Below are 21,059 nucleotides of genomic sequence, written 5' to 3' on the forward strand. Positions count from 1 at the left end.
CGGGAGCGGCTGCCTGGCACCCCGCGAGATCGTCCACGCCCGCAGCGGTGAGGTCTCGTCTGATGTGGAGGATCAAGCGGCTCGGGTGGCATGACGGGACGCCTCAAGCAGGCTGGCGGCGAGCGCGACACACAGACCTGCCGAGGTTCCATGGCTCGTCGAGCCCGGTTCCTGTATGCGCTGGACCAACCGCTCGAGCACGTCGATGAGCTCACAGCCGCAGAGCAGGTAGTCCGAGTCCATCACCGGCGTCGAAAGTCCGTCAGCCAGGTCGTTCAACCGGTGAGCCCCTGCTCGTCGCAGAGCGTCGACGTCCGGTTGGTCCGGGGCCGGCAGCGATTCGCGGTGGGCAAGGACCCGGCGGGCCAGGTGGATGAGGAGGTCCTCGATATGGCTGATGTCCGCGACCAACTGCAACGAGTTGAAGGCCTGGACGAGGCAGTGACCGTGGACCTCGCCGATGGCGACCTCGCGTCGTACGTAGGTCTGGGCGGCGCCCACGGCCGAACGTCTGGCGCGCGAACCGCGGAGAACGCGCCGCGCCGCGTCGGGGTCGCTGTCCAGAAGCGCGGCGAGAGCGTCGGACCAGGCCTGAGCAGTGAGCCGGAGGAGCTTCTCGGCAGAACGGCCCGAGGAGGTCTGGGAGTAGTTGTCTGGTGTCGTCATACGACCATGCTGGCCATGGGTGAGGTGGTCGCGACTGCCGCTGATGACACCTTGTCGCAACATTGACGCGGTCCTAGCTCTGGCCCCTTGGCTGCTTCCGAGACCGGCAGCCACACTCGAAATCCCGCGACTCCGTTGCCTCGACCAGGCCCGGTCCTCGCACGTCTCTGAAAGGATCTCAGTGTCAGGCTCGAGTCGTGTGGTGGTTCCCCTTCGCAGTCTCGATCGCGGCGCCCGCGTGCTTTGGACGGCTCGTTCTCCGGACGGCTCCCGCATCGGCGTCGCTTTCACATCCCGGCGTCGGCTCGAGGAGACGATGGGTCCGAGCTGGGCCAGCGATGAGCTGAGCCTGGGGGCTCTCCGTGCGCTGCTGGCCCCCCTGGGCATCGGTCTCGTGCAGGTGGACCCGAACCTGATCGTGCCCCGGATGCAGCCATGGCCGGCCGCGGCCGGAATCGGACCTGAGGTCTCTGAGGAGCCGCACGCCGTCCCGGGCCGGTGCGCTGTGACCGGCACCCCACGTGCAGCAAGAGCGCGTTAAGCGGCGCTAAGACGGCATCAAGAAGTCCGGTTCTGAGTCTTCGCGGGTCTTGGCTGGCTGCATGAACTTTGAAAGCGGTCTCTTGATCGTGGCGGTCGTCGCGGTGGCGATGTACCTCCTCGCGGCCCTGATCCTCCCGGAGCGTTTCTAGTGTCTGACACCGTCAGCGGCCTGCTGTCCATCGCGGCGCTGCTTCTTCTCCTCGCCCTGTTGTACGTCCCGCTCGGTGACTACATGGCTCGCGTCTACTCGGGCGTGAAGCACTGGAGGGTCGAGCGCGGCGTGTACCGCCTCACCGGCGTGAACCCCGATGTGGAGCAGAGCCCCAGGTCGTACGCCGTGAGCGTCGTCGGCTTCTCCGCGGTCGGCGTCGTGCTGCTGATGGCCCTCCAGATCGGACAGGCCCATCTCCCGATGGCCCGGGACCTTCCGGGCGTTCCGTTCTGGATGTCGTTCAACACCGCGGCCTCGTTCGTGGCCAACACCAACTGGCAGTCCTATGGCGGTGAGTCGACGCTGGGCTTCACGGTGCAGATGGCCGGTCTGGCGGTCCAGAACTTCCTTTCCGCCGCGGTCGGCATGGCAGTCGCCGTGGCGCTGATCCGCGGGTTCGTCCGGGTCCGCAGCGGTTCACTGGGCAACTTCTGGGTCGACCTGACCCGTGGAACGCTGCGCATCCTGCTGCCGATCGCGTTCGTGGGCGCACTCTTGCTCATCGCCGGGGGCGTGGTGCAGAGCTTCTCTGACACCGCCATGACCACCTTGGCCGGGCACAACCAAGTGCTGACCGGCGGACCAGTGGCCAGCCAAGAGGTCATCAAGGTGCTCGGCACCAACGGGGGCGGATTCTTCAACGCCAACTCGGCTCACCCCTTCGAGAACCCCAACGGGTTCACCAACCTTCTGGAGATCCTCCTGATCCTGGTCATCCCGGTCGCACTGACGCGGACGCTGGGCACCATGCTCGGCCACCGCCGTCAGGGGCTCGCGGTCCTGGCTGCGATGGGAACGATGTGGGCGATCTCGCTGGTCGTCGTCACCGCTGCCGAGGTCGGGGCCCACTCGAACGCGGCTCAAGCGGCCGGCGCAGCCATGGAAGGCAAGGAGACCCGGCTCGGCGAATGGGCCACGGCGTTGTTCGCGGTGGCCACGACGGGCACCTCGACAGGTGCGGTGAACGCCAGCCATGACTCGTTGACGCCTGTAGGGGGCGGCATGGTCCTGCTGAACATGATGTTCGGCGAGGTCTCCCCCGGCGGCGTCGGCACCGGCCTGTACGGCATCTTGATCATGGCGATCCTGGCGGTCTTCATCGCCGGTCTCATGGTCGGTCGGACCCCAGAGCTCCTGGGCAAGAAGATCGGGTCTCGGCAGATGACCTACGTCGCTCTCTACACCTTGACCACCCCGGCGCTGGTCCTGGTCGGGACCGGGGTGGCGATCGCCCTGGGCTCCACCCCTGACGCGATGGGCAATCCGGGCGGTCACGGGTTCAGCGAGGTCCTCTACGCCTACACCTCGGGCGCCAACAACAACGGCAGCGCCTTCGGCGGGATCACCGTGACGTCGGACTTCTTCCAGATCACCATCGGCTTGGCGATGCTCCTGGGCCGGCTGGTGCCGATCGTCATGGTCCTGCTCCTAGCCGGCTCCCTGGCCGACCAGGGCAAGGTCCCGGTCACCGCGGGCACCCTGCCCACCCACAAGCCCTTGTTCGTCGGGCTCTTGGTCGGCGTCATCTTGATCATCACCGGCCTGACCTACTTCCCGGCTCTCGCCCTTGGACCCATTGCGGAGGCACTCGCATGAGCACGACCACACCCACGACGCCGACCGAACCGGATCCCGGTCCCGTGGAGTCACCGGAGACGGTGGTGCGCCGACCGGCTACCGGAATGACGCTGCGAACGTTGACCGCTCAGAGTCTCGAGCAGCTCCCCGAGGCCATTCGGAAGCTCGACCCTCGCCACATGTGGCGATCCCCGGTCATGTTCCTGGTCTGGCTCGGGTCCGTCGTCACCACCGTCGCAGCGATCGCCGATCCCAGTGTGTTCAGCATCTCGCTGGCGGGCTGGCTCTGGTTGACGGCGATATTCGGCAACCTGGCCGAAGCTGTCGCCGAGGGCCGCGGCAAGGCTCAGGCCGCATCGCTGCGGGCCGCCCGAAGTGACACGATCGCCAGACGCCTCGATGAAGACGGCACCGAGACCGAGGTCCCCGGAACCCAGCTCAACGTCGGCGACCGCGTCGTGGTCGAGGCGGGTCAGGTGATCCCGGGCGACGGTGACGTGATCGAGGGCATCGCCTCGGTCGACGAGTCGGCCATCACCGGCGAGTCCGCACCGGTGATCCGGGAGGCCGGTGGCGACCGCAGCGCGGTCACCGGCGGCACGAAGGTTCTCTCGGACCGCATCGTGGTCCGGATCACCGCCGCATCCGGAGAGACCTTCCTGGACAAGATGATCTCGTTGGTCGAAGGCACCTCACGTCGCAAGACCCCCAACGAGATCGCGCTGTCGATCCTCCTGGTCAGCCTCACGCTGGTCTTCCTGGCTGCGGTCGCCACGTTGGCACCGATGGCCGCGTACGCCGGGGCCCCGCAGGACCTCGTGGTGCTGGTGGCGCTGTTGGTGTGCCTGATCCCGACCACCATCGGGGCGCTGCTCTCGGCGATCGGGATCGCCGGCATGGACCGCCTTGTGCGGGTCAACGTGCTCGCGATGTCCGGCCGCGCGGTCGAGGCAGCTGGAGACGTCAGCACCCTTCTGCTGGACAAGACGGGCACCATCACCTACGGCAACCGGCAGGCAGCCGGGTTCCTCCCCGCCCCGCGCACCGGCCAAGACGACCTGCGCGACTCGGCTCGGCTGTCCAGCCTGGCCGACCAGACGCCCGAGGGCCGCAGCATCGTCGAGCTCGCCCTAGCCCTCGGCGCAGATGACACCGACCTGCCTCACGGCGCGGCGTTCGTCGAGTTCACCGCCCAGACCCGCATGTCGGGAATCGACCTGTCCGACGGCACCCAGATCCGCAAGGGAGCCGCATCCGCGGTCGCCGCCTGGGTCGGCACCAACCCCCCGGCAGAGGTCACCGACACCATCGACGACATCTCCCGCCAGGGGGGCACCCCGCTCGTGATCGCCCGCAAGCGCTCCGTGGGCGAGGCGGAGGTGCTCGGCGTCATCCACCTCAAGGACGTGGTCAAGGAAGGCATGACCGAACGGTTCGCCGAGCTGCGCTCGATGGGCATCCGAACCGTGATGATCACCGGCGACAACGCCCTGACGGCGAAGACCATCGCCGAGGAGGCCGGGGTCGACGACTTCCTCGCCGAGGCCACGCCCGAGGACAAGATGGACTACATCCGCAAGGAGCAGGCCGGCGGCCGCCTGGTCGCGATGACAGGTGACGGCACCAACGACGCCCCGGCCCTGGCCGCCGCAGATGTCGGGGTCGCGATGAACAGCGGCACCGCCGCCGCCAAGGAGGCCGGCAACATGGTCGACCTCGACTCCGATCCGACGAAGCTGATCGACATCGTGGAGATCGGCAAGCAGCTGCTGATCACCCGCGGGGCCCTCACGACGTTCTCGATCGCCAACGACATCGCGAAGTACTTCGCGATCATCCCGGCCATGTTCGTCGTCGCGTATCCCTCGCTGGACGCACTCAACGTCATGGGCCTGGCGACGCCACAGTCGGCGATCCTCTCAGCAGTGATCTTCAACGCGCTAATCATCGTCGCGCTGATCCCGCTCGCCTTGCGAGGTGTCCGGTTCCGCGCCGCGTCGGCCACCGAGATCCTGCGCCGCAACATGCTGGTGTTCGGCCTCGGCGGAGTCGTGGCGCCGTTCCTCGGCATCAAGCTCATCGACCTGCTCGTATCCACCATCCCAGGAATCGGCTGATCATGCTCACTGACCTCACTCGCCAATCACTCGCCGCGCTGCGAATCCTGATCGTCTTCACCGTGCTCCTCGGCATCGCCTACCCCGTCGTGGTCTTCGGCGCCGGCCAGGCCTTCGGGGATCGTGCCGACGGCCAACCCCTCCGACACGACGGACAGATCGTCGGCTCGCGACTGCTGGGCCAGAACTTCGAGGGCGCGGGGTGGTTCCACTCCCGGCCCTCCGCCAACGACTACGACGCCCTGGCCTCCGCCCCCAGCAACCTGGGTCCGTCGAACGCCGACCTGATCGACCTGATCGCGCAGCGCCGCGCCGCCGTGGCCGCCACGGAGTCCGTCGATGAGTCCGAGGTCCCGCCCGACGCGGTCACCGCATCCGGCTCTGGACTGGACCCGCACATCTCGCCGAAGTACGCCCAGCTCCAGGCCGCCCGCGTGGCTAAGGCCAACGGTCTCGACCCGGAAGCCGTGAAGGAGCTGATCGATGAGCACACCACCGGACGGGCTCTCGGCTTCCTCGGCGAGCCTGGTGTCAACGTCCTCGAGCTCAACCTCGCGATTGAGCTGGCTGCACAGGAATGACCTGCAGCGCGTGAGCTCGGCGAGGGTACACACTGACCTCATGGATCGGGGCCGCATGGATCGAGGCAGGCTCCGCGTCTACCTCGGGGCGGCGCCGGGGGTCGGCAAGACCGTCGCGATGCTCGAAGAGGGCGGTCGCAGGGCGGAGCGGGGCACCGACGTCGTGGTCGGGTACGTCGAGACCCATGGCCGATCCAAGACCACGGCCGCGACGCAGGGCTTGGAGGTGATCCCGCGGCGCACGGTCGCCTACAAGGACACGATCCACGAGGAGATGGACCTGCGCGCGATCCTGGCCAGGCGGCCTGCGGTCGCCTTGGTCGACGAGCTTGCCCACACCAACGTCCCCGGCAGCGGGAACGAGAAGCGATGGCAGGACGTCGAGGCTCTGCGCGACGCCGGGATCGAGGTGATCACCACCGTCAACATCCAGCACCTCGAGTCCCTCAACGACGTCACTGAGGCGATCACCGGGGTCCGTCAACGCGAGACCGTTCCCGACCACCTCGTCCGGGCGGCGGACCAGATCGAGCTGGTCGACATGAGCCCCCAGGCGCTGCGGCGCCGGATGGCCCACGGGAACATCTACTCCGCCGACAAGGTCGACGCCGCCCTGTCGCAGTACTTCCGCGAAGGCAACCTGACCGCGCTGCGCGAGCTGGCGCTGCTGTGGCTGGCCGACCGGGTCGACGAGGGGATGGAACGCTATCGCCAGCAACACGACATCGACTCCACCTGGGCCACCCGGGAGCGGATCATCGTTCCGGTCAGTGGAGGTCCGGAGTCCACGACGCTGATGAGGCGCGCGGCTCGGATCGCGTCTCGGGTCTCGGGAGGTGAGTGGCGGGCCCTCTACGTCACCCGTCGTGACGGGCTGACCGGGGTCTCCCCAACCATGCTGACCAAGCTCCGCAACAAGGCCACGGAGCTCGGCGGCACGTTCCATACCGTGGTCGGCGACGCCCCCGCCGAAGCCATCTTGGACTTCGCTCGCGCCGAGAACGCCACTCAGGTCGTCATCGGCGCGAGCCGCCGAGGCCGCCTCTCCTCCCTGCTCCGACCCGGGGTGGGAGAACGCGTCGTCGCGGGGTCGGGCGACATCGACATCCACATCGTCACGCACGACTACGCACGCCGCAGTGCCCCGAGTGCGCGGGCACCCGACAGCCTGGGCCGCCGGCGCCGGATCGCCGGCTACCTCTTCGGGCTCACCGCGCCACTGCTCCTCAGTCTGCTGTTGTGGTCGACCGGTGACCTCCACGGCCTGCCCTCGGAGGCGATGGCCCTCATGGTTGTCGTGGTCGCCACCGCCCTCATCGGCGGCCTGATCCCAGCCGTGCTCTCCGCACTCGTCAGTGGCGTGCTGCTCAACGTCCTGTTCACGCCGCCGCTCTACACCCTCACCATCGAGGAGCCAGAGAACGCCTTCGCGATCCTGCTCTTCGTCGCGGTCGGCATCGCGGTGGCCACCGTCGTCGACAACGCCGCTCGCCGTACCACCCAGGCAGCCAACGCACGCGCCGAGGCCGACGCTCTCACGGTGCTCTCGCACAGCCTGCTCACCGCCACCGGCGACACCGACGGGCTCCTGGCGTCGGCGTGCGAGCTGTTCAACGCACGCGGGGCCGCCATCATCCGCCGCGACGACGACGGCACGGAGAGGTTCGTCGCCAGCTGCGGCACCCCACCCCGCTCGCTCGAGGCGGCCGACATGAACGCCGTGATCGACGACCGGACCGCTCTCGCGCTGTCCGGCACCAACCTGCCGGCCTCGCAGCGGGGTCTGCTCAACGCCTATGCCGCCTACGCCAAGGTCATCGCCGAGCGTCGACAGGCTACGGCCGCCGAGGTCGAGCGGCTGCGCCTGGCCGAGGTGGACCGCACCCGGACCGCGCTGCTCGCCGCCGTCTCGCACGACCTGCGCTCACCGCTCGCCGCTGTCAAGGCCGGCGTCGACAGCCTGTGCAGCCCCGACGTGGCCTGGTCGCCCGAGGACGAAGCGGAGCTCCTGGCGACGATCCAGGAGGCCACCGACCGGCTCACGTCCCTGGTCACGAACCTGTTGGACATGAGCCGCATCCACACGGGCTCGGTCAACGTCGCGATCACCGAGGTCACTCTCGCGCGGGCGGTGCGCACCAGCCTGGCTCCGCTGCCGAGCGGGGAACGGATCGACCTCGCCGTCGAGGAGGACCTCGTGGTCCTTGCCGACCCCGGCCTCCTGGACCGGGTTCTGGCCAACATCTGCGAGAACGCGCTGAAGTACACCCCGCCGAACGCTCAGGTGCGCATCGATGCCACGCCGATCAGCGGGCATCGGGTGGCCCTCCGGATCGCCGACACCGGGCCCGGGATCCCTGACCACGACCACGCCCGGCTCTTCACGCCGTTCCAACGGCTCGGTGACGTCCCCCAACAAGACGGAGTGGGACTGGGGCTCGCTGTCGCGCGGGGGCTGACAGAGGCGATGGGTGGCACCATCACCACCGAGGAGACCCCGGGTGGCGGACTCACGTTCATCCTGGAGCTGCCGAGCACCACACCTGACCCCGGACCCGCCGTGAATTTTCGACCTAGCACCACAACCGCTCGCAGCGGCCGAGAGGAGAGCCCGTGACCTTCGTCCTCGTCGTCGACGACGACCCCGCGATCCGCCGTACCCTCAGCATCAATCTGCGTGCCCGGGAGTACGACGTGGAGACCGCCGGAGACGGCCGTTCGGCCCTCCAGATCGTCGACGAGCGCATGCCGGACATCATCCTGCTCGACCTCGGACTGCCTGATCTCGATGGCGTCACCGTCCTCAAGCGACTCCGCAGCTTCTCCGACGTGCGCGTCATCGTGGTCTCGGCTCGCACCGACTCCGACGACAAGGTCGAGGCCCTCGACGTCGGAGCCGACGACTACATCACCAAGCCCTTCTCCCTCGAGGAGCTGCTCGCCCGCATCCGCGCTGCCACCCGTCGCGCGGGCACCCAGGAACCACCACTGCGGGTCGAGGTCGACGGTCTCATCCTCGACATCAGCGACTCGCGAGCCGAGCGAGACGGCCAGGAGGCCCACCTGACTCCGACCGAGTGGAAGATCATCGAGCACCTCGTACGCCGACGTGGGCACCTCGTGCGACAGACCGAGCTCCTGCACGCGGTCTGGGGACCGACCTACGGACGACAGACCAACTACCTGCGGGTCCACATGGCCAGCATCCGCCGGAAGCTCGAGCGCGAGCCGGCCAACCCCACCCTGTTCATCACCGAGCCCGGCATGGGATACCGGTTCGCGCCCACCGTCACGAGCACTGCCTAGCGGGCGCCCCCCGGCAGGATTCCTGTCCGGCGACGACAAGAGCTCGTCAAGACGCACTAAGGGCGCATCAAGAGCGGCAGCCTCAACCGGTCGCGGGGCTAGCGTTCCGTTGTGACCACGTCGCCTCCTCGACCTCTCGGTGATCCGATGCAGATCGGGCTCAACCAATGGGTTCTCGGTATGAGGACGTCGATCGGGTCGCGTCGTTCAGCCACGCCCAGCAGGCCCGGAGCACACGCTGCGTACTGGAGCCTGCTGGGCTGGCAGCCAGCACTCCTCGATCCCCCTCGGCGGAGTCGGTGAAGGACCCGGCGAGCCAGGCCACCTGCCGGCCACCCGCGAACTACGCAGGAAGGGGCGCCCGGCCTTCTCAGGCTGCCTCCGAACCCTCGCTGCTCGCCGAGCCGGGCATCCGGTTCGCGATCGCCAACACAGCTCTCGTCCTCACCCTCTTCGCCACCGCGGTGGGCAACGCCTCCCTGCTCGCAACCACGACCATCACGGCGATCGTCGCGACACTCGCGACTGCCGGCCTCGCGCTCCGCTGGCGACTGCCCATTGCAGTCGTCGCGTGGGCCCTGCTGACCGGGTTCGTCGTCAACAAGTACGGCGAGCTCACCTTTCACAGCCCCGACGTCACACGACTCGTCCTCTTCATGACCGTCGTACCCGCGATCGCCACCTTGATCCCGACCGCGCCACGAACAGCCCCCAAGACCGGCACCGTCACCGGCCTCCACGCCGAGGTCGGCGCCACCGTCACCCAGGGCGCCGTCATCTGCGAGCTCAAGGACTGACGAGCGCGACCAGCTGCGGCAGCGAGAGCGTCAGCGCCCGCAGCAGCTCGTCCCTAGGATCGATGGCATGAGCCTGAAGACCGTCACCGACAAGGTCGTCGTCATCACGGGCGCCGGCTCCGGCATCGGCCGCGAGCTGGCCCTCCGCGCAGCACGCGGCGGGGCGCTGCTGGCCCTCTCCGACTGGAACGCCGACGGCCTCGCCGAGACCGTCGACCTGGTCAAGGCCGCCGGGGTGCGCGACGTGCGAGCCGACGTGGTCGACGTCTCCGACCGGGCCGCGATGGCGCAGTGGGCCGCGGCGGTCGCCGACCAGCTGGGCCGGGTCAACCTGGTGGTCAACAACGCCGGCGTCACCGCGACGGGCGACTTCGAGCACCTGAGCTACGACGACTTCGACTGGATCGTCGGCGTCAACCTGATGGGCGTCGTACACGGCACCAAGGAGTTCCTGCCGCACCTCATCGCCTCCGGCGACGGCGCCATCGTCAACGTCTCCTCGCTCTTCGGCCTGGTCTCGATGCCCGGGCAGTCGGCCTACAACGCCACCAAGTACGCCGTCCGCGGCTTCACCGAGGCCCTCCGCGAGGAGATGCTCGTGGCCGGTCACCCCGTCACCGTCACGTGCGTGCACCCCGGAGGCGTCAGGACCGGGATCTCCCGCAACGGCCGGAAGAACCCCGGCGAGGACGCCGAGGCCATCGACCGGCTCTTCGAGAGGAGGCTGGCCCGGATGCCGGCTGAGAAGGCGGCGCGGATCATCCTCGACGGCGCGCTGGCCGGGAAGGCGCGCGTGCTGGTCGGCGCCGACGCCCATCTCCTGCACCATTTCGCCCGGCTCACCGGATCGCGCTACCAGGACGTCGTGGCCCGGCTGAGCAGCCGGGTCGTCCCGCCCAAGAAGTAGATTCGCCCGGGTGACCCTCTCCCCCGGCGACCTGGTCCGCTGCGAGATCACCAAGTGGGGCGACCATCCGCACTGGGCCTACCCCGGCGTCTACCTCGGGACCGACCAGCACGGCGACTGGATCGGCTTCCCCGAGGGCACCGAGTTCCACCGGCCGGGTGCGGACTACACGGCGCCGTACGACCAGGTCGGGCTCCTGCCGCACGTCGACCTGGCCGAGCGCGGCTGGATGGCGGCGTTCCACTCTCCGCAGGGCCCGGTGCAGGTGTACGTCGACATCGCGACGCCGCCGGTCTGGGACGGCTCGGTGGTCCGCTCCGTCGACCTCGACCTCGACGTAGTGCGTGGCGCCAACGGGCGGGTCTGGGTCGACGACGAGGACGAGTTCGCCCAGCACCGGGTGTCGCTGGGCTACCCGGAGGAGCTGGTGCGGGCCGCCTGCGCGAGCTGCGACCACGTGCACGCGGCGGTGCGCGACAGGCTGCCGCCGTACGACGGGAGCCACCTGCTCTGGCTGGCCCGGCTCAGCGCTTTGGCGGGGTAGTCCGGGGCAAAATGGGGCTGAAACGGCTTTGAGAGCCCTGAAATGCACCGGACTACCCCGCCCGGCGGCGGGTCAGCGGCGACCGCGCGTCCGCAGGGGACCCACCAGCCGCGGGCCCGCGAGGCGGTCCTCGAGGCGCCGCGCCTCCCGCCGGAGCGGCTGCGCGACGTACTCGCCGAGGATCACGCCGGAGGCCAGCGCGATCGCGACGCCCGCAGCCGTCACCATGGCCAGCAGGCCCAGGGACACCCGGCCGCCGCCCTCGGCGAGCAACGACAGGCCGCGATAGATGGAGAGCCCGGGGAGCAGCGGCACGACGGCCGACACCACGATCACCAGGGGCGGCACCCGCACCCGTCCGGCCACGAAGTAGCTCACCAGCCCGATCACGAACGCCGCCGAGCCCGCGGCCCACGTGCGGCCCAGGCCCGCCTCGTCGACGAGGCGGTAGACGCCCGCGCCCCCGGCGGCGAGAGCCGCGATCGGCAGCAGCGCCCGCATCGGGGAGTACGACGCGAACGCGAACGCCGCGGCGCACACCGCCGAACCGACCACCAGCACCCAGGTCGCCTCCCAGCCCGAGTAGCCGGGCTCCAGCCGGCCCACGTCGACCCCGATCGCCTTGCCCAGCGAGAGCCCACCGCTCACCCCGGCGATGATGCCGGCCGTCGCGAGCAGGGCCTCCATCAGGCGCGCGGCGCTGGTGACGTAGAAGCCGGTCAGCGCGTCCTGCAGGGCGCCCATGAAGCCCACCCCGGCGAGCAGCATGACGATGTTCGCGGTGACGACCAGCGATGGGTCGACGTCGATCTCGGTGGCCGCGGCCGCCAGAGCGAAGAGCGTCGCCACCACTCCTCCCGCGACCTGCAAGTAGAACGTCGGCAGCCGACGCCTCGCCATCACGAGCTGGAGCCGGTCGATGCTCATGGCGGCGAGGCTCGCGATGCCGGCGACGACCAGGCCTCCACCGAGGAAGAACGCGACGCTGGCGCACATCACGCCCCAGGCGAGGGTGATCAGCCAGCGCGGCGTCGGGTGGCCGACGGAGACGATCGTGGCCATCCGGGTGCGGGCGAGGTAGACGTCGGCCCGGTCGTCGAGGACGTCGCGCACCAGGTGGTCGACGGCGGTGAGGTCGCGGTAGTCGATGTCGCGGTGCTTGACGTTGCGGATCATCGACAGCGCGGGCTCCTCCTCGTCGTACTGATAGCTCATAGCCAAGGACGTGAACGTCACGTCGATCTCGGGGTTGCGCAGGCCGAGGTGGTGCGCGACAGAGCCCATGGCCGCGGTCACGTCGGCCGCGCCGGCACCCGAGGAGAGCAGCACCTCGCCGATGCGCAGGCACAGGTCGATGGTGAGGTTGAGTTCCTTGACGTCGCTCATCGGAGGCGACGCTACCGAGCCCTGCGTCGGCGGCTCAGTAGCCGCCCTCGGGCGGCACCATCTCCAGGCGTACGCCGAGCAGCCGGACCGGCTTGACCTGCTCCACCCGCTCGAGCAGCGACACCGCGACGTCGCCCAGGGCGTCCGGGTCGTTGGTCGCCTCCTTGAGCGTGCGGACCCGGGTGACGGTGAAGAAGTTGGGGTACCTCACTTTGAGGTGCACGCGCGCGGCGGGCCGGCCCTCCCGGTCGATGTCGGCGACGACGCGCGTCGTCAGAGCGCGTACGGCGTCCGGGATCTCCGGCCACTCGAGGTCGCGCTGGTAGGTCTCCTCGCGCCCGTGGGCGCGGGGCACCCACGGCTCGTCGCTGACCGGGCTGGTGTCGACACCCCGGCCCAGTCGGTGGAACCACGGCCCCATCGTCGGGCCGAGCTCGGCGGCCAGCGCCGCGACGTCGGTCTCGGCGAGCTGGCGCACGGTCTCGATGCCGAGCGGGCTGAGCCGCTTCGCGGTCTTCTTGCCGACACCCCACAGCGCCGTGACCGACCGGTCGCCCATCTCGTCGAACCAGGTCTCGCTGCTGATCCGGTAGGCGCCCCGGGGCTTTCCGAAGTCGGTGGCGATCTTGGCCTGCAGCTTGTTGTCGCCGATCCCGACGGAGCAGTGCAGTCCGGTGGCGGCGAGCACCTGCTCGCGGATCTGCCGCGCGAACTCGAACGGGTCGCGCCCACCGGTGGCCACCGCGCCACGGGCCGCCACGAACGCCTCGTCCCAACCGAGCACCTCCACCACGACCGAGTCGCCGTCCCAGGTGAGGGACTTCAGGGTCGCCATCACCCGGGCCGAGGCGACGTCGTACGCCTTGTGGTCGACCGGCAGGATCACCGCCTCGGGGCACTTGCGCGCGGCGATCCGCAGCGGCATGCCCGACCCGACGCCGTACTCCCTGGCCTCGTACGACGCGGTCGACACGACCGCCCTCTCGGTGGGGTCGCCCCGGCCGCCGACGATGACAGGCAGGCCGGCGAGCTCGGGACGGCGCAGCACCTCGACCGCGGCGATGAACTGGTCGAGGTCGACGTGCAGCACCCAGGACGCGGTCATCGCGGTGGCGGAGGCAGTGCGTCGGACGCCTCCAGGGGACCCATCCCCGTCAGCAGCAGCAGGTCAGCGACCACCGCCCGCAGCTGGGCCAGCACGACCTCGGCGGTGAGGATGTCGGAGCGCTCGACCTTGCCGGTCGCCTGACCGACCTCGAGCAGCGCCGGCCGGGCCGCCTCGGCCATCCGGTTGGCGGCCAGCTCGTCGGCGGCCACGTCGGCCGCCGCCGCCAGCTCGCGGGCCACGATGGCGTAGGAGCCCGGGACCGGTCGGCGGTGGTACGCCGCGACGGCGGTGTGCCGCACCAGCACCCGCGTCGAGCGCAGCGCCCGGTCGAGCGGGTCGACGAGGTCGGCCATCCGGCGTACCTGTCCCTTGTGGCGCACCCGGAACGGCGAGGACGCCACCACCGAGAGGCCCTCGTCGGCCGCCGACTGCAGCTCGTTGATGAGGTAGTCGGTGGCCCGCGCGTCGGCCAGCAGCTCGAGGGCCGGCTCGACCTCGCCGTCGAGCATGATGTCCGCCGACGCCCGGAGCAGCTCGGCGACCTTGCGCACCACCACGGCCGCTTGCTCCCGTGGGCGCCGCAACGGCGCGGCAGGCACCACGGTGGCCGCGACGAGTGCCACCGCACCGCCCACCAGCGCGTCGGTCCAGCGCGTCAGCGCCTGGCCGGGATCGGGCACCAGGGTGCTGATGACGATCGACTGCACCGCGGCCTGGGTGACGAAGAGCTGGCCGCCGTCGAGCAGGAACGCGGTCGTCATGGCGAGCGCGACGATCAGCATGAGCTGCCACCAGCCGGTGCCCAGCCAGGCGACGAGCAGGTCGCCGAGCAGCACCCCGAGCGCCACCCCGATGGTGACCTCGGCGACCCTGCGCAGCCGCTGGCCGTACGACGTGCCGAGGCTCACCACAGCCGCGATGGGGGCGAAGAACGGGGTCTGGTGCCCGAGCAGGTCGGCCGCGATGAGCCACGCGGCCCCAGCGGCCAGCGCGCACTGGGCGATCTGGAACCGCTTGGCGCGCCACCGGTCGACGCGCGTCCGGACCGAGGTGCGGCTGCGGCTCCAGGCCCGATCCAGCGGCGTCGCCTCCATGGGGCCGATCGTGCCAGACGGAGGAGGTCCTTGTGGCGCAACCACGTGGCCGCGAGGATCACAAGATGGTGACCCCGATCGACCCCACTGGCCTGGGCTTCCTCCTGGCCGAGAACCGTGCCATGCCGATGCACGTCGGCGGGCTGCAGCTGTTCCGCAAGCCGGAGGGCGCGGGCCGGGGGTACGGGCGGGAGCTCTACGAGCACATGAGCGGCACCGAGCGCATCGCCCCGCTGTTCCTCAAGCATCCGCACCGGTCGCTGCGCACGGCCGGTCACCTGGTGTGGGAGCAGGACGAGCAGTTCGACATCGAGCACCACGTGCGGCACAGCGCGCTGCCCAAGCCGGGGCGGGTGCGCGAGCTGCTGGACCTGTGCGGCCTGCTCCACAGCTCGCGGCTCGCGTGGGAGCGCCCGCTCTGGGAGGCACACGTGATCGAGGGCCTGCGTGACGGTCGGGTCGCGATGTACACCAAGGTCCACCACTCACTCGTCGACGGGGTCGCCGCCATCCGGCTGATGGCCAGCGTGCTGTCGCCCGACCCAGCCACGCGCGGGATGCCGCCGCCCTGGGGCTACCGCGAGGAGCCGGCCGCCGAGGCGGCCGACGTCGCCGACATCCCCGGCCAGGCCCTGCGTACGGCGCTGGGCATCACCGCCGAGGCCGCCGGCATGCCCGCCGCCCTGATCAAGACCCTCACCAAGAGCGTGCGCAACGAGGCGTCCGCGGTGTCCCTCTACGCCCCCCGGACGATGCTCAACCAGCAGGTCACCGGCTCGCGGCGCTTCGCCGCGCAGGACTGGCCGATCGAGCGGATCCGCGGCGTCGGGAAGGTCACCGGCACCACCATCAACGACGTCGTCATCGCCATGTGCTCCGGCGCGCTGCGGTCCTACCTCCTGGACTTCGACGCGCTGCCCGAGCAGAGCCTGGTCGCGATGGTGCCGGTCGGGCTCAACGCCAAGCAGTCGCACATCGCGTCGACTGAGGGCGGCAACGCCCTCGGGTCGATCATGGTCAGGATGGGCACCGAGCTCACCGACCCGGGAGCCCGGCTGCGCTCGGTGCACGCCTCGATGAAGGACGGCAAGGAGGCGTTGTCGTCGATGACGCCCGTGCAGATCCTCGCGATGAGCGCGCTCGGCCAGGCGCCGGCGATCCTGACGCCGCTCCTGCGCATGCAGGGCATCGTGCGGCCGCCGTACAACGTGATCATCAGCAACGTGCCGGGTCCGCGCACCACGCAGTACTTCAACGGAGCGCGGCTGGTGGGCACCTACCCGCTCTCGATCCCGATCCACGGCATGGCGCTGAACATCACGTGCACGTCGTACGCCGGCCTGATGTGCTTCGGGCTCACCGGCTGCCGCCGCACCGTGCCCCACCTGCAACGGCTGCTGGGCTACCTCGACCACGAGCTCGGGGCACTGGAGCGGGCGGCCGGGGTTTCGTAGTCGTCGTCGTCGTGATCCCCGGATATCCGGGGATCACCACGGTTTGCCAGCGTTGCGACGCCCACGAACCGCAAGGAACGACGGCAGAGGTGGCTGGCCGCAGCGTTCAGGTGGGCATCTTGTCGCGCGCCTCGACCAACCCACCACCGAGTCGTACGTCGACGGCGCGCAGCCGGGCGCGGGTGATGTCGGCGACGGTGGCGAGTCCGGCGAGCTCCGCATTGGAGCCGGGACGCGTGGGCTGCCCGACCTCGATGGAGATGCACTGGCGACGCCCACCGTCGTCGGTGTTGGCCAGCGCGACGGCGTGGCCGGTCGTGCCGCTGCCGGCGAAGAAGTCGAGGACCGTCGCGTCGGCCGGCATCGTGCCGAGGATCCGCCGGATCAGCCCGGTCGGCTTCGGCGACTCGAAGACGTGGCCGACGATCTCCTTGAGCTCCGCCACAGCTGTGTCGGTCGACCCGATCTCCTGCGCCAGCCAGATCGTGCGCAGCTTCTTGCGGCGGCCTCCCGGGACGTCCGGGTGCAGCCAGTCGCGCTGGAAGACGTCGACGCGCTCACCCTGCCGACCGCGGATGGTGCGGCACACCAGGTCGTCGGCACGCTCGTCGATGCGCGGGCGCGACCAGCGCCAGACCGCGGGCCCGCCGTCGCCGAAGACCGGCCAGACCTCGAGGCCGCCGTCGAACGGTGCGGTCGCGACCCGGCCGCCGTGCGGGTCGCCGTACACCGGGAAGTGGAGGGTGCGGGCCGTGACGGGGTTGAACTTCTTGTTGGTGTTGCGCAGCGGGAGGTTGCGGTAGCGGCGCCCGTCGGCTGCGGTCTCCGGGAAGTCGGCGGGGTCGACGGTGTCGGTGGTGCTGGCGTCGAGCACGCAGCGCCGGGCGTCGCGCGCGTAGGCGAGCAGGTACTCGTGGCTCGTCGCGAAGCCCCCGCCGAGCTGGCGTCCCTTGGCGTTGAGGTTGACCACGATCTGGGCCAGGAAGTTCGCCTCGCCGAACACCTCGTCTATCAGCAGGCGCAGGTGCGCGACCTCGTTGTCGTCTATGCTCAGGAAGATCGCGCCGGTCTCCGCCAGGGTCTCGCGGGCGGCCTCCAGCCGGGGCCGCATCATCGCGGTCCAGGCAGCATGGCCGCCGTAGCGGTCCGCGTAGGCGAAGTCGTTGCCCGTGTTGTACGGCGGATCGGCGTACGCAAGGTCGACCGAACCCGGCGCGATGGTCGCCAGCACGTCGAGGTTGTCACCCTCCACGAACACGTTCCACGGCCTCGGGTCCACGCGGCGACCCTACTGGCGACACACATGGTCCAGCGGTTGCCGGCGGTCGCCATCTGGGTTGTTTACTCTGGAGCGCATGCCTTCCCTCAAGCGCTTTGTCCTGCCCGCCCTCAGCCTGGCCACCACGGCCTGCGTCGTCGCTTCGCTCGGAGCGGCCGCCCCCTCGTCGGCCGGACAGACCACGCCGGCTCCGCCGACGGCCCTCGCCGACGGACAGCGAGCGCCCGGCACCGGCACGGCCGAGCACCCGAAGCACAGCAGTGACGGGATCGCCGGATGGGTCGCCCAGGACCTGCCCGCCGGCCGGCGAAAGGTCACGATCGCCAACGAGGTCTCGTGGGACATGGCGCCCGGCATCAACTTCCGCCAGTGGGACCAGATCGACGGACGACAGCCGGTCGGTCAGATCCGCGCCCAGCTGCTCACCATCGACATCAACAACCCCGCCAACGAGCTCGATCTCGTGGCCCCCGCGAAGGTGCCGGTCCGCAAGCCGGTGAGCGAGCTGGCCGCCAAGGCCGGCGCCGTGGCAGCGGTCAACGGTGACTTCTTCGACATCGGTGACACCGGTGCCCCGCTGGGAGTCGGCAAGGACCGCGAGCTCGGCATGCGCCACGCTCCCAAGGCCGGCTGGAACAACTCCTTCTACGTCGGCGCCGACGGCCACCCCTATATCGGCCCGCTGCCCTACAAGGGCAAGCTGAAGCAGCACCCGAAGCTGAAGTTCTCCAACCACAACTCGCCGAGCATCCAGGCCAACGGCATCGGCGTCTTCGACAAGAACTGGGGTCCCACCCAGGGCTCGTCGGTCACCGCCGGTCAGAAGCGGGTCCGCGAGGTCGTCGTGGTCGGCGGCCGCGTGCGGTCCAACAAGACCAAGGTGTCGGAGGGGCTGAGGATCCGCGGCAAGGGGCTGGTCTTCGTCGCTCGAGGCATGGCCACCAAGATGCTCAAGAAGGTGAAGGTCGGCGAGAAGGCCACCGTCGTCGAGTCGCTCGCGTCGTCGCCGACGATGGCGATCAGCGGCGACCGTCCGCTGCTGACCAACGGCTCGCGCGTCGTCATCAACGACGTGCTGGCCCACCCCCGCACCGCGATCGGCATCGACGCCGACGGCGGCAAGGTGCTCATCTTGGTGATCGACGGACGCCAGTCGTTCAGCCGTGGCTACACGATGGTCGAGCTGGCCAACATGATGGCGGCCCTCGGTGCCGAGAACGCGCTCAACCTCGACGGCGGTGGGTCGTCGACCATGGTCGGGCACACGCCGACAGGTCAGCTCGCCGTACTCAACTCCCCGTCGGACGGCCACGAGCGCCTGGTGCCCAACGGCATCGGCGTCTTCTCGCGTCCCGTCAGCTGACGATCGGGCCAAGCTTGACGGTGTCGACGACGAGGATCGCCACCGACGTCATCGTCGCGAAGCACTGCACCTGACGCTTCGACATCACCGGAGAGACCTGTACGGCGCCGTCGACCCGCTCGACCCGCAGAGCCGTGGGCCGGTCGCAGCCGATGACGAGTACGGCGCCGACCAGCGTCTGGTCGGCGTCGATCTCGGGCGCGGTCGCCACCGCTGCCCGGATGTCCTCGGCCATCCGGGCGCCGGTGAACTGGGACGCGAACTCCTCCACCGCCGCCTCCGAGTCGAGGGGCACGGGCGTGGTCGAGACCGTGCCCCCCTCCTCGGTGTTGGTCAGCATCGCGACCTGGCTGAACGGGACGGGACCGTCGTCGCCGATCTCGGGAGAGGGCTCGTCGGTGGGCTGCTCTGACGGCTCTGACGCCTCCGTGCTCGGCTCGCCCGCCTGGGAGGTCTCGCTCGACGGGTCGGTCGCCGAGTCGTTCGGGTCCTGGGCGCAGGCAGCGAGACCCAGCGTGAGCAGGGTCGCCAGGCCGAGGCTGGGGATGCCGAGATTTCGTCGCATGGTGTTCCGACGTTAGCGAGTCGCGTCGAGTTCCCGGACGGGCGAGTTGTCCACAGGGGAGCCTCGGACGGTTTAACCGAGGCGACTTTGACGCATATTCTCGGGATTCTGGTTCTGACTCTCGGGAAGCAGGTACTCATGACCCGGCCCTCGAAACGGCCCTCGGCACGGCCCTCGACACGGCGGAGACTCGCCGCCCTGGCGGCCCTGGCGCTCCTGTTCGCCGGCTGCGGCGACGACCCGGAGCCGAAGATGCCCCCCTCGTCGGATCCCTCTCCGAGTACAACGACGACTCCGTCGCGCACCGCCGACGCCGCTGTGGAGCCGACGCTCCCGCCCGAGGCCAAGGGGAACGACGAGGCTGCGGCGGAGGCGTTCATTCGGTACTACTGGTCCCTCGCCAACTACGTGCAGGCCACGGGGCACGTGAAGGCGTTCCGCGAAGTGGCACTGCCGTCCTGCGTCACGTGCTCGCGCTCCGCTGACTACTTCGAGAGGTCGTATCGCAAAGGTGGATACCTGCGCGGTGGTGAGTACTCGATCACCCGCGTAAAAGTCGATCCCGGCGCAGAGGGCGCGGGAGTCCGCTCCTTCGTCGCCGAGGTGAGCCTGACAAGCGCCCCTTCAACCGAGCGTGCGACGGCCTCAGCGTCACCCATCGAGCACGACGCGACCAATCAATCAATCGTGATGAGCCTCCTGAGCAGTGGCTCCGGTTTCAAGGTCGCAAGTTGGGAGGGGAAATGAGGGCGCTCATCCGGGGGCTTTGCCTACTTTTCGCGAGCGTGGCAATCCTGTGTCCAAGCGGGTCCATGGCCGACGACACTGGCACTGAAACAGGAGACGGAGGCGTCATCGCCAAGGGCAGGGAGGGCGGCGAGCCGGGCGATTCCTCAGACACGGACGCTTCGAAGACACCGCCCTCGCAAGAACCCGGGACGTGGTCCGAAGTAGGCAAGGCCTGCGAAACCTTTGGCGCCGCGACGTGTCACGAGGTCAAGCGTTGCGCTGATGGCTCGATCCCCGATCTCTGGGTCAAGACCTACCGTGACGAACTCTTGGACCAATACGAGCAGTGTCCGGGCGACCCCGACCCAACCAACACGCCGCCCGTCGATCCCCGCAAAGAGCTGGAGAGGGTCGCTCTCCCCGAGGCCGTGATCACGGTCCAGCCACCCGACGGCGAGACGTTGGTCAACCTGCCGACCATCTTCTCGACCCAGGCGCAGACCTATACAGCCCCGCCCCTCGACGTACTCGGCCAGCAGGTCGTCTTCACCCTCACTCCCGAGACCTTCGTGTGGCATCACGGCGACGGCACCCAGCAGACCACCGACACGGCCGGCAGGAAGTACCAGGACGGCGACGAGCCGACGGACCTCATCCACCACATGTACGTGAAGACGGCCCAGGACCTCCCGGTCAGCGTCGACATCACCTGGTCGGCCACCTGGACCCTCAACGGCGAGGCTCAGGGAGCAGTCGACGGCACCGTCACCAAGGTCGGAGCGGCCCAGCAGCTCGACGTGCTCGAAGCGAAGCCGACTCTCGTCAACTGAG

Annotated in this window: 19 protein-coding genes; 13 read left to right on the forward strand and 6 right to left on the reverse strand. The window is 69.6% G+C overall.

The features are described from left to right. Positions 1 to 72: 72 nt before the first annotated feature. Positions 73 to 666: a hypothetical protein gene (locus ACP7BP_RS02190; RefSeq protein WP_426242056.1), complete on the reverse strand. Its 594-nt coding sequence runs from the start codon at positions 664 to 666 to the stop codon at positions 73 to 75. A 43-nt stretch (positions 667 to 709) separates the two neighbouring features. Here ACP7BP_RS02190 and ACP7BP_RS02195 point away from each other — a divergent pair, with 43 nt between their 5' ends. From ACP7BP_RS02195 to ACP7BP_RS02235, 9 genes are all read left to right on the forward strand, one after another. Continuing rightward, positions 710 to 1,207, forward strand: a complete 498-nt coding sequence (locus tag ACP7BP_RS02195; protein ID WP_426242059.1) for an SAV_915 family protein — start codon at positions 710 to 712, stop codon at positions 1,205 to 1,207. Positions 1,208 to 1,357: 150 nt separating this feature from the next. Next, entirely contained in the window at positions 1,358 to 3,016 is a 1,659-nt protein-coding gene (kdpA, locus tag ACP7BP_RS02200) for a potassium-transporting ATPase subunit KdpA (protein WP_426242061.1), read from the forward strand. An 86-nt stretch (positions 3,017 to 3,102) separates the two neighbouring features. Further along, on the forward strand, positions 3,103 to 5,115 hold the full coding sequence (gene kdpB / locus ACP7BP_RS02205) for a potassium-transporting ATPase subunit KdpB (protein ID WP_426243369.1): 2,013 nt from the start codon (positions 3,103 to 3,105) through the stop codon (positions 5,113 to 5,115). Further along, a complete protein-coding gene (gene kdpC / locus ACP7BP_RS02210; protein ID WP_426243371.1) occupies positions 5,115 to 5,696 on the forward strand; it encodes a potassium-transporting ATPase subunit KdpC in 582 nt (193 codons plus the stop codon). The genes kdpB and kdpC overlap by 1 nt, the downstream gene beginning before the upstream one ends. A gap of 55 nt (positions 5,697 to 5,751) precedes the next feature. Then, a complete protein-coding gene (locus ACP7BP_RS02215) occupies positions 5,752 to 8,313 on the forward strand; it encodes an ATP-binding protein (protein ID WP_426242063.1) in 2,562 nt (853 codons plus the stop codon). Beyond that, positions 8,310 to 9,002, forward strand: coding sequence for a response regulator (locus ACP7BP_RS02220; protein WP_426242065.1), 693 nt, complete (start codon positions 8,310 to 8,312; stop codon positions 9,000 to 9,002). The genes ACP7BP_RS02215 and ACP7BP_RS02220 overlap by 4 nt, the downstream gene beginning before the upstream one ends. A gap of 167 nt (positions 9,003 to 9,169) precedes the next feature. Further along, a complete protein-coding gene (locus ACP7BP_RS02225) occupies positions 9,170 to 9,799 on the forward strand; it encodes a hypothetical protein (protein WP_426242067.1) in 630 nt (209 codons plus the stop codon). A 67-nt stretch (positions 9,800 to 9,866) separates the two neighbouring features. Continuing rightward, positions 9,867 to 10,706 carry an SDR family NAD(P)-dependent oxidoreductase gene (locus tag ACP7BP_RS02230; RefSeq protein WP_426242069.1) on the forward strand — a complete coding sequence of 280 codons (840 nt, stop codon included), beginning with the start codon at positions 9,867 to 9,869 and terminating at the stop codon, positions 10,704 to 10,706. Positions 10,707 to 10,716: 10 nt separating this feature from the next. Further along, positions 10,717 to 11,250: a DUF402 domain-containing protein gene (locus tag ACP7BP_RS02235; protein WP_426242071.1), complete on the forward strand. Its 534-nt coding sequence runs from the start codon at positions 10,717 to 10,719 to the stop codon at positions 11,248 to 11,250. 72 nt (positions 11,251 to 11,322) lie between these two features. Here ACP7BP_RS02235 and ACP7BP_RS02240 read toward each other — a convergent pair whose 3' ends face one another. The 3 genes from ACP7BP_RS02240 to ACP7BP_RS02250 are packed head-to-tail and all read right to left on the reverse strand — an operon-like array spanning position 11,323 to position 14,838. Beyond that, positions 11,323 to 12,636 carry a threonine/serine ThrE exporter family protein gene (locus ACP7BP_RS02240; protein ID WP_426242073.1) on the reverse strand — a complete coding sequence of 438 codons (1,314 nt, stop codon included), beginning with the start codon at positions 12,634 to 12,636 and terminating at the stop codon, positions 11,323 to 11,325. A 34-nt stretch (positions 12,637 to 12,670) separates the two neighbouring features. After that, positions 12,671 to 13,741 carry a DNA polymerase IV gene (locus tag ACP7BP_RS02245; protein ID WP_426242075.1) on the reverse strand — a complete coding sequence of 357 codons (1,071 nt, stop codon included), beginning with the start codon at positions 13,739 to 13,741 and terminating at the stop codon, positions 12,671 to 12,673. Beyond that, positions 13,738 to 14,838: an FUSC family protein gene (locus tag ACP7BP_RS02250; RefSeq protein WP_426242077.1), complete on the reverse strand. Its 1,101-nt coding sequence runs from the start codon at positions 14,836 to 14,838 to the stop codon at positions 13,738 to 13,740. Before ACP7BP_RS02250 ends, ACP7BP_RS02245 begins: the two co-directional genes overlap by 4 nt. Positions 14,839 to 14,903: 65 nt before the next feature. Between ACP7BP_RS02250 and ACP7BP_RS02255 the strand changes: the two genes are divergently transcribed. Beyond that, on the forward strand, positions 14,904 to 16,292 hold the full coding sequence (locus tag ACP7BP_RS02255) for a WS/DGAT/MGAT family O-acyltransferase (RefSeq protein WP_426242079.1): 1,389 nt from the start codon (positions 14,904 to 14,906) through the stop codon (positions 16,290 to 16,292). Positions 16,293 to 16,398: 106 nt separating this feature from the next. Here ACP7BP_RS02255 and ACP7BP_RS02260 read toward each other — a convergent pair whose 3' ends face one another. Continuing rightward, positions 16,399 to 17,571 (reverse strand): site-specific DNA-methyltransferase, encoded by a 1,173-nt coding sequence (locus ACP7BP_RS02260; RefSeq protein ID WP_426242081.1) that lies wholly within the window; start codon positions 17,569 to 17,571, stop codon positions 16,399 to 16,401. Between the two features lie 76 nt (positions 17,572 to 17,647). Here ACP7BP_RS02260 and ACP7BP_RS02265 point away from each other — a divergent pair, with 76 nt between their 5' ends. Beyond that, on the forward strand, positions 17,648 to 18,934 hold the full coding sequence (locus ACP7BP_RS02265) for a phosphodiester glycosidase family protein (RefSeq protein ID WP_426242083.1): 1,287 nt from the start codon (positions 17,648 to 17,650) through the stop codon (positions 18,932 to 18,934). Here ACP7BP_RS02265 and ACP7BP_RS02270 read toward each other — a convergent pair. After that, the gene (locus tag ACP7BP_RS02270) at positions 18,927 to 19,499 is read right to left on the reverse strand and encodes a hypothetical protein (protein ID WP_426242085.1); all 573 of its coding nucleotides are present in this window, start codon (positions 19,497 to 19,499) and stop codon (positions 18,927 to 18,929) included. The genes ACP7BP_RS02265 and ACP7BP_RS02270 overlap by 8 nt on opposite strands. Before the next feature lie 138 nt (positions 19,500 to 19,637). Between ACP7BP_RS02270 and ACP7BP_RS02275 the strand changes: the two genes are divergently transcribed. Continuing rightward, positions 19,638 to 20,246, forward strand: coding sequence for a DUF6318 family protein (locus tag ACP7BP_RS02275; protein ID WP_426242086.1), 609 nt, complete (start codon positions 19,638 to 19,640; stop codon positions 20,244 to 20,246). A gap of 311 nt (positions 20,247 to 20,557) precedes the next feature. Further along, positions 20,558 to 21,058, forward strand: coding sequence for a hypothetical protein (locus ACP7BP_RS02280; protein ID WP_426242088.1), 501 nt, complete (start codon positions 20,558 to 20,560; stop codon positions 21,056 to 21,058). Position 21,059: the final 1 nt, after the last annotated feature.

The sequence above is a fragment of the Nocardioides sp. LHG3406-4 genome (assembly GCF_049897745.1).
Classification (GTDB): domain Bacteria; phylum Actinomycetota; class Actinomycetes; order Propionibacteriales; family Nocardioidaceae; genus Nocardioides.

Coding starts and splice junctions, on each gene's coding strand:
- ACP7BP_RS02215 (WP_426242063.1), top strand. CDS start 5,752: ATGGATCGAGGCAGGCTCCGCGTCTACCTCGGGGCGGCGCCGGGGGTC.
- ACP7BP_RS02230 (WP_426242069.1), top strand. CDS start 9,867: ATGAGCCTGAAGACCGTCACCGACAAGGTCGTCGTCATCACGGGCGCC.
- ACP7BP_RS02275 (WP_426242086.1), top strand. CDS start 19,638: ATGACCCGGCCCTCGAAACGGCCCTCGGCACGGCCCTCGACACGGCGG.
- ACP7BP_RS02245 (WP_426242075.1), bottom strand. CDS start 13,741: ATGACCGCGTCCTGGGTGCTGCACGTCGACCTCGACCAGTTCATCGCC.
- ACP7BP_RS02195 (WP_426242059.1), top strand. CDS start 710: ATGACACCTTGTCGCAACATTGACGCGGTCCTAGCTCTGGCCCCTTGG.
- ACP7BP_RS02240 (WP_426242073.1), bottom strand. CDS start 12,636: ATGAGCGACGTCAAGGAACTCAACCTCACCATCGACCTGTGCCTGCGC.
- ACP7BP_RS02190 (WP_426242056.1), bottom strand. CDS start 666: ATGACGACACCAGACAACTACTCCCAGACCTCCTCGGGCCGTTCTGCC.
- ACP7BP_RS02270 (WP_426242085.1), bottom strand. CDS start 19,499: ATGCGACGAAATCTCGGCATCCCCAGCCTCGGCCTGGCGACCCTGCTC.
- ACP7BP_RS02250 (WP_426242077.1), bottom strand. CDS start 14,838: ATGGAGGCGACGCCGCTGGATCGGGCCTGGAGCCGCAGCCGCACCTCG.
- kdpB (WP_426243369.1), top strand. CDS start 3,103: ATGACGCTGCGAACGTTGACCGCTCAGAGTCTCGAGCAGCTCCCCGAG.
- ACP7BP_RS02265 (WP_426242083.1), top strand. CDS start 17,648: ATGCCTTCCCTCAAGCGCTTTGTCCTGCCCGCCCTCAGCCTGGCCACC.
- ACP7BP_RS02255 (WP_426242079.1), top strand. CDS start 14,904: ATGGTGACCCCGATCGACCCCACTGGCCTGGGCTTCCTCCTGGCCGAG.
- ACP7BP_RS02225 (WP_426242067.1), top strand. CDS start 9,170: ATGGGTTCTCGGTATGAGGACGTCGATCGGGTCGCGTCGTTCAGCCAC.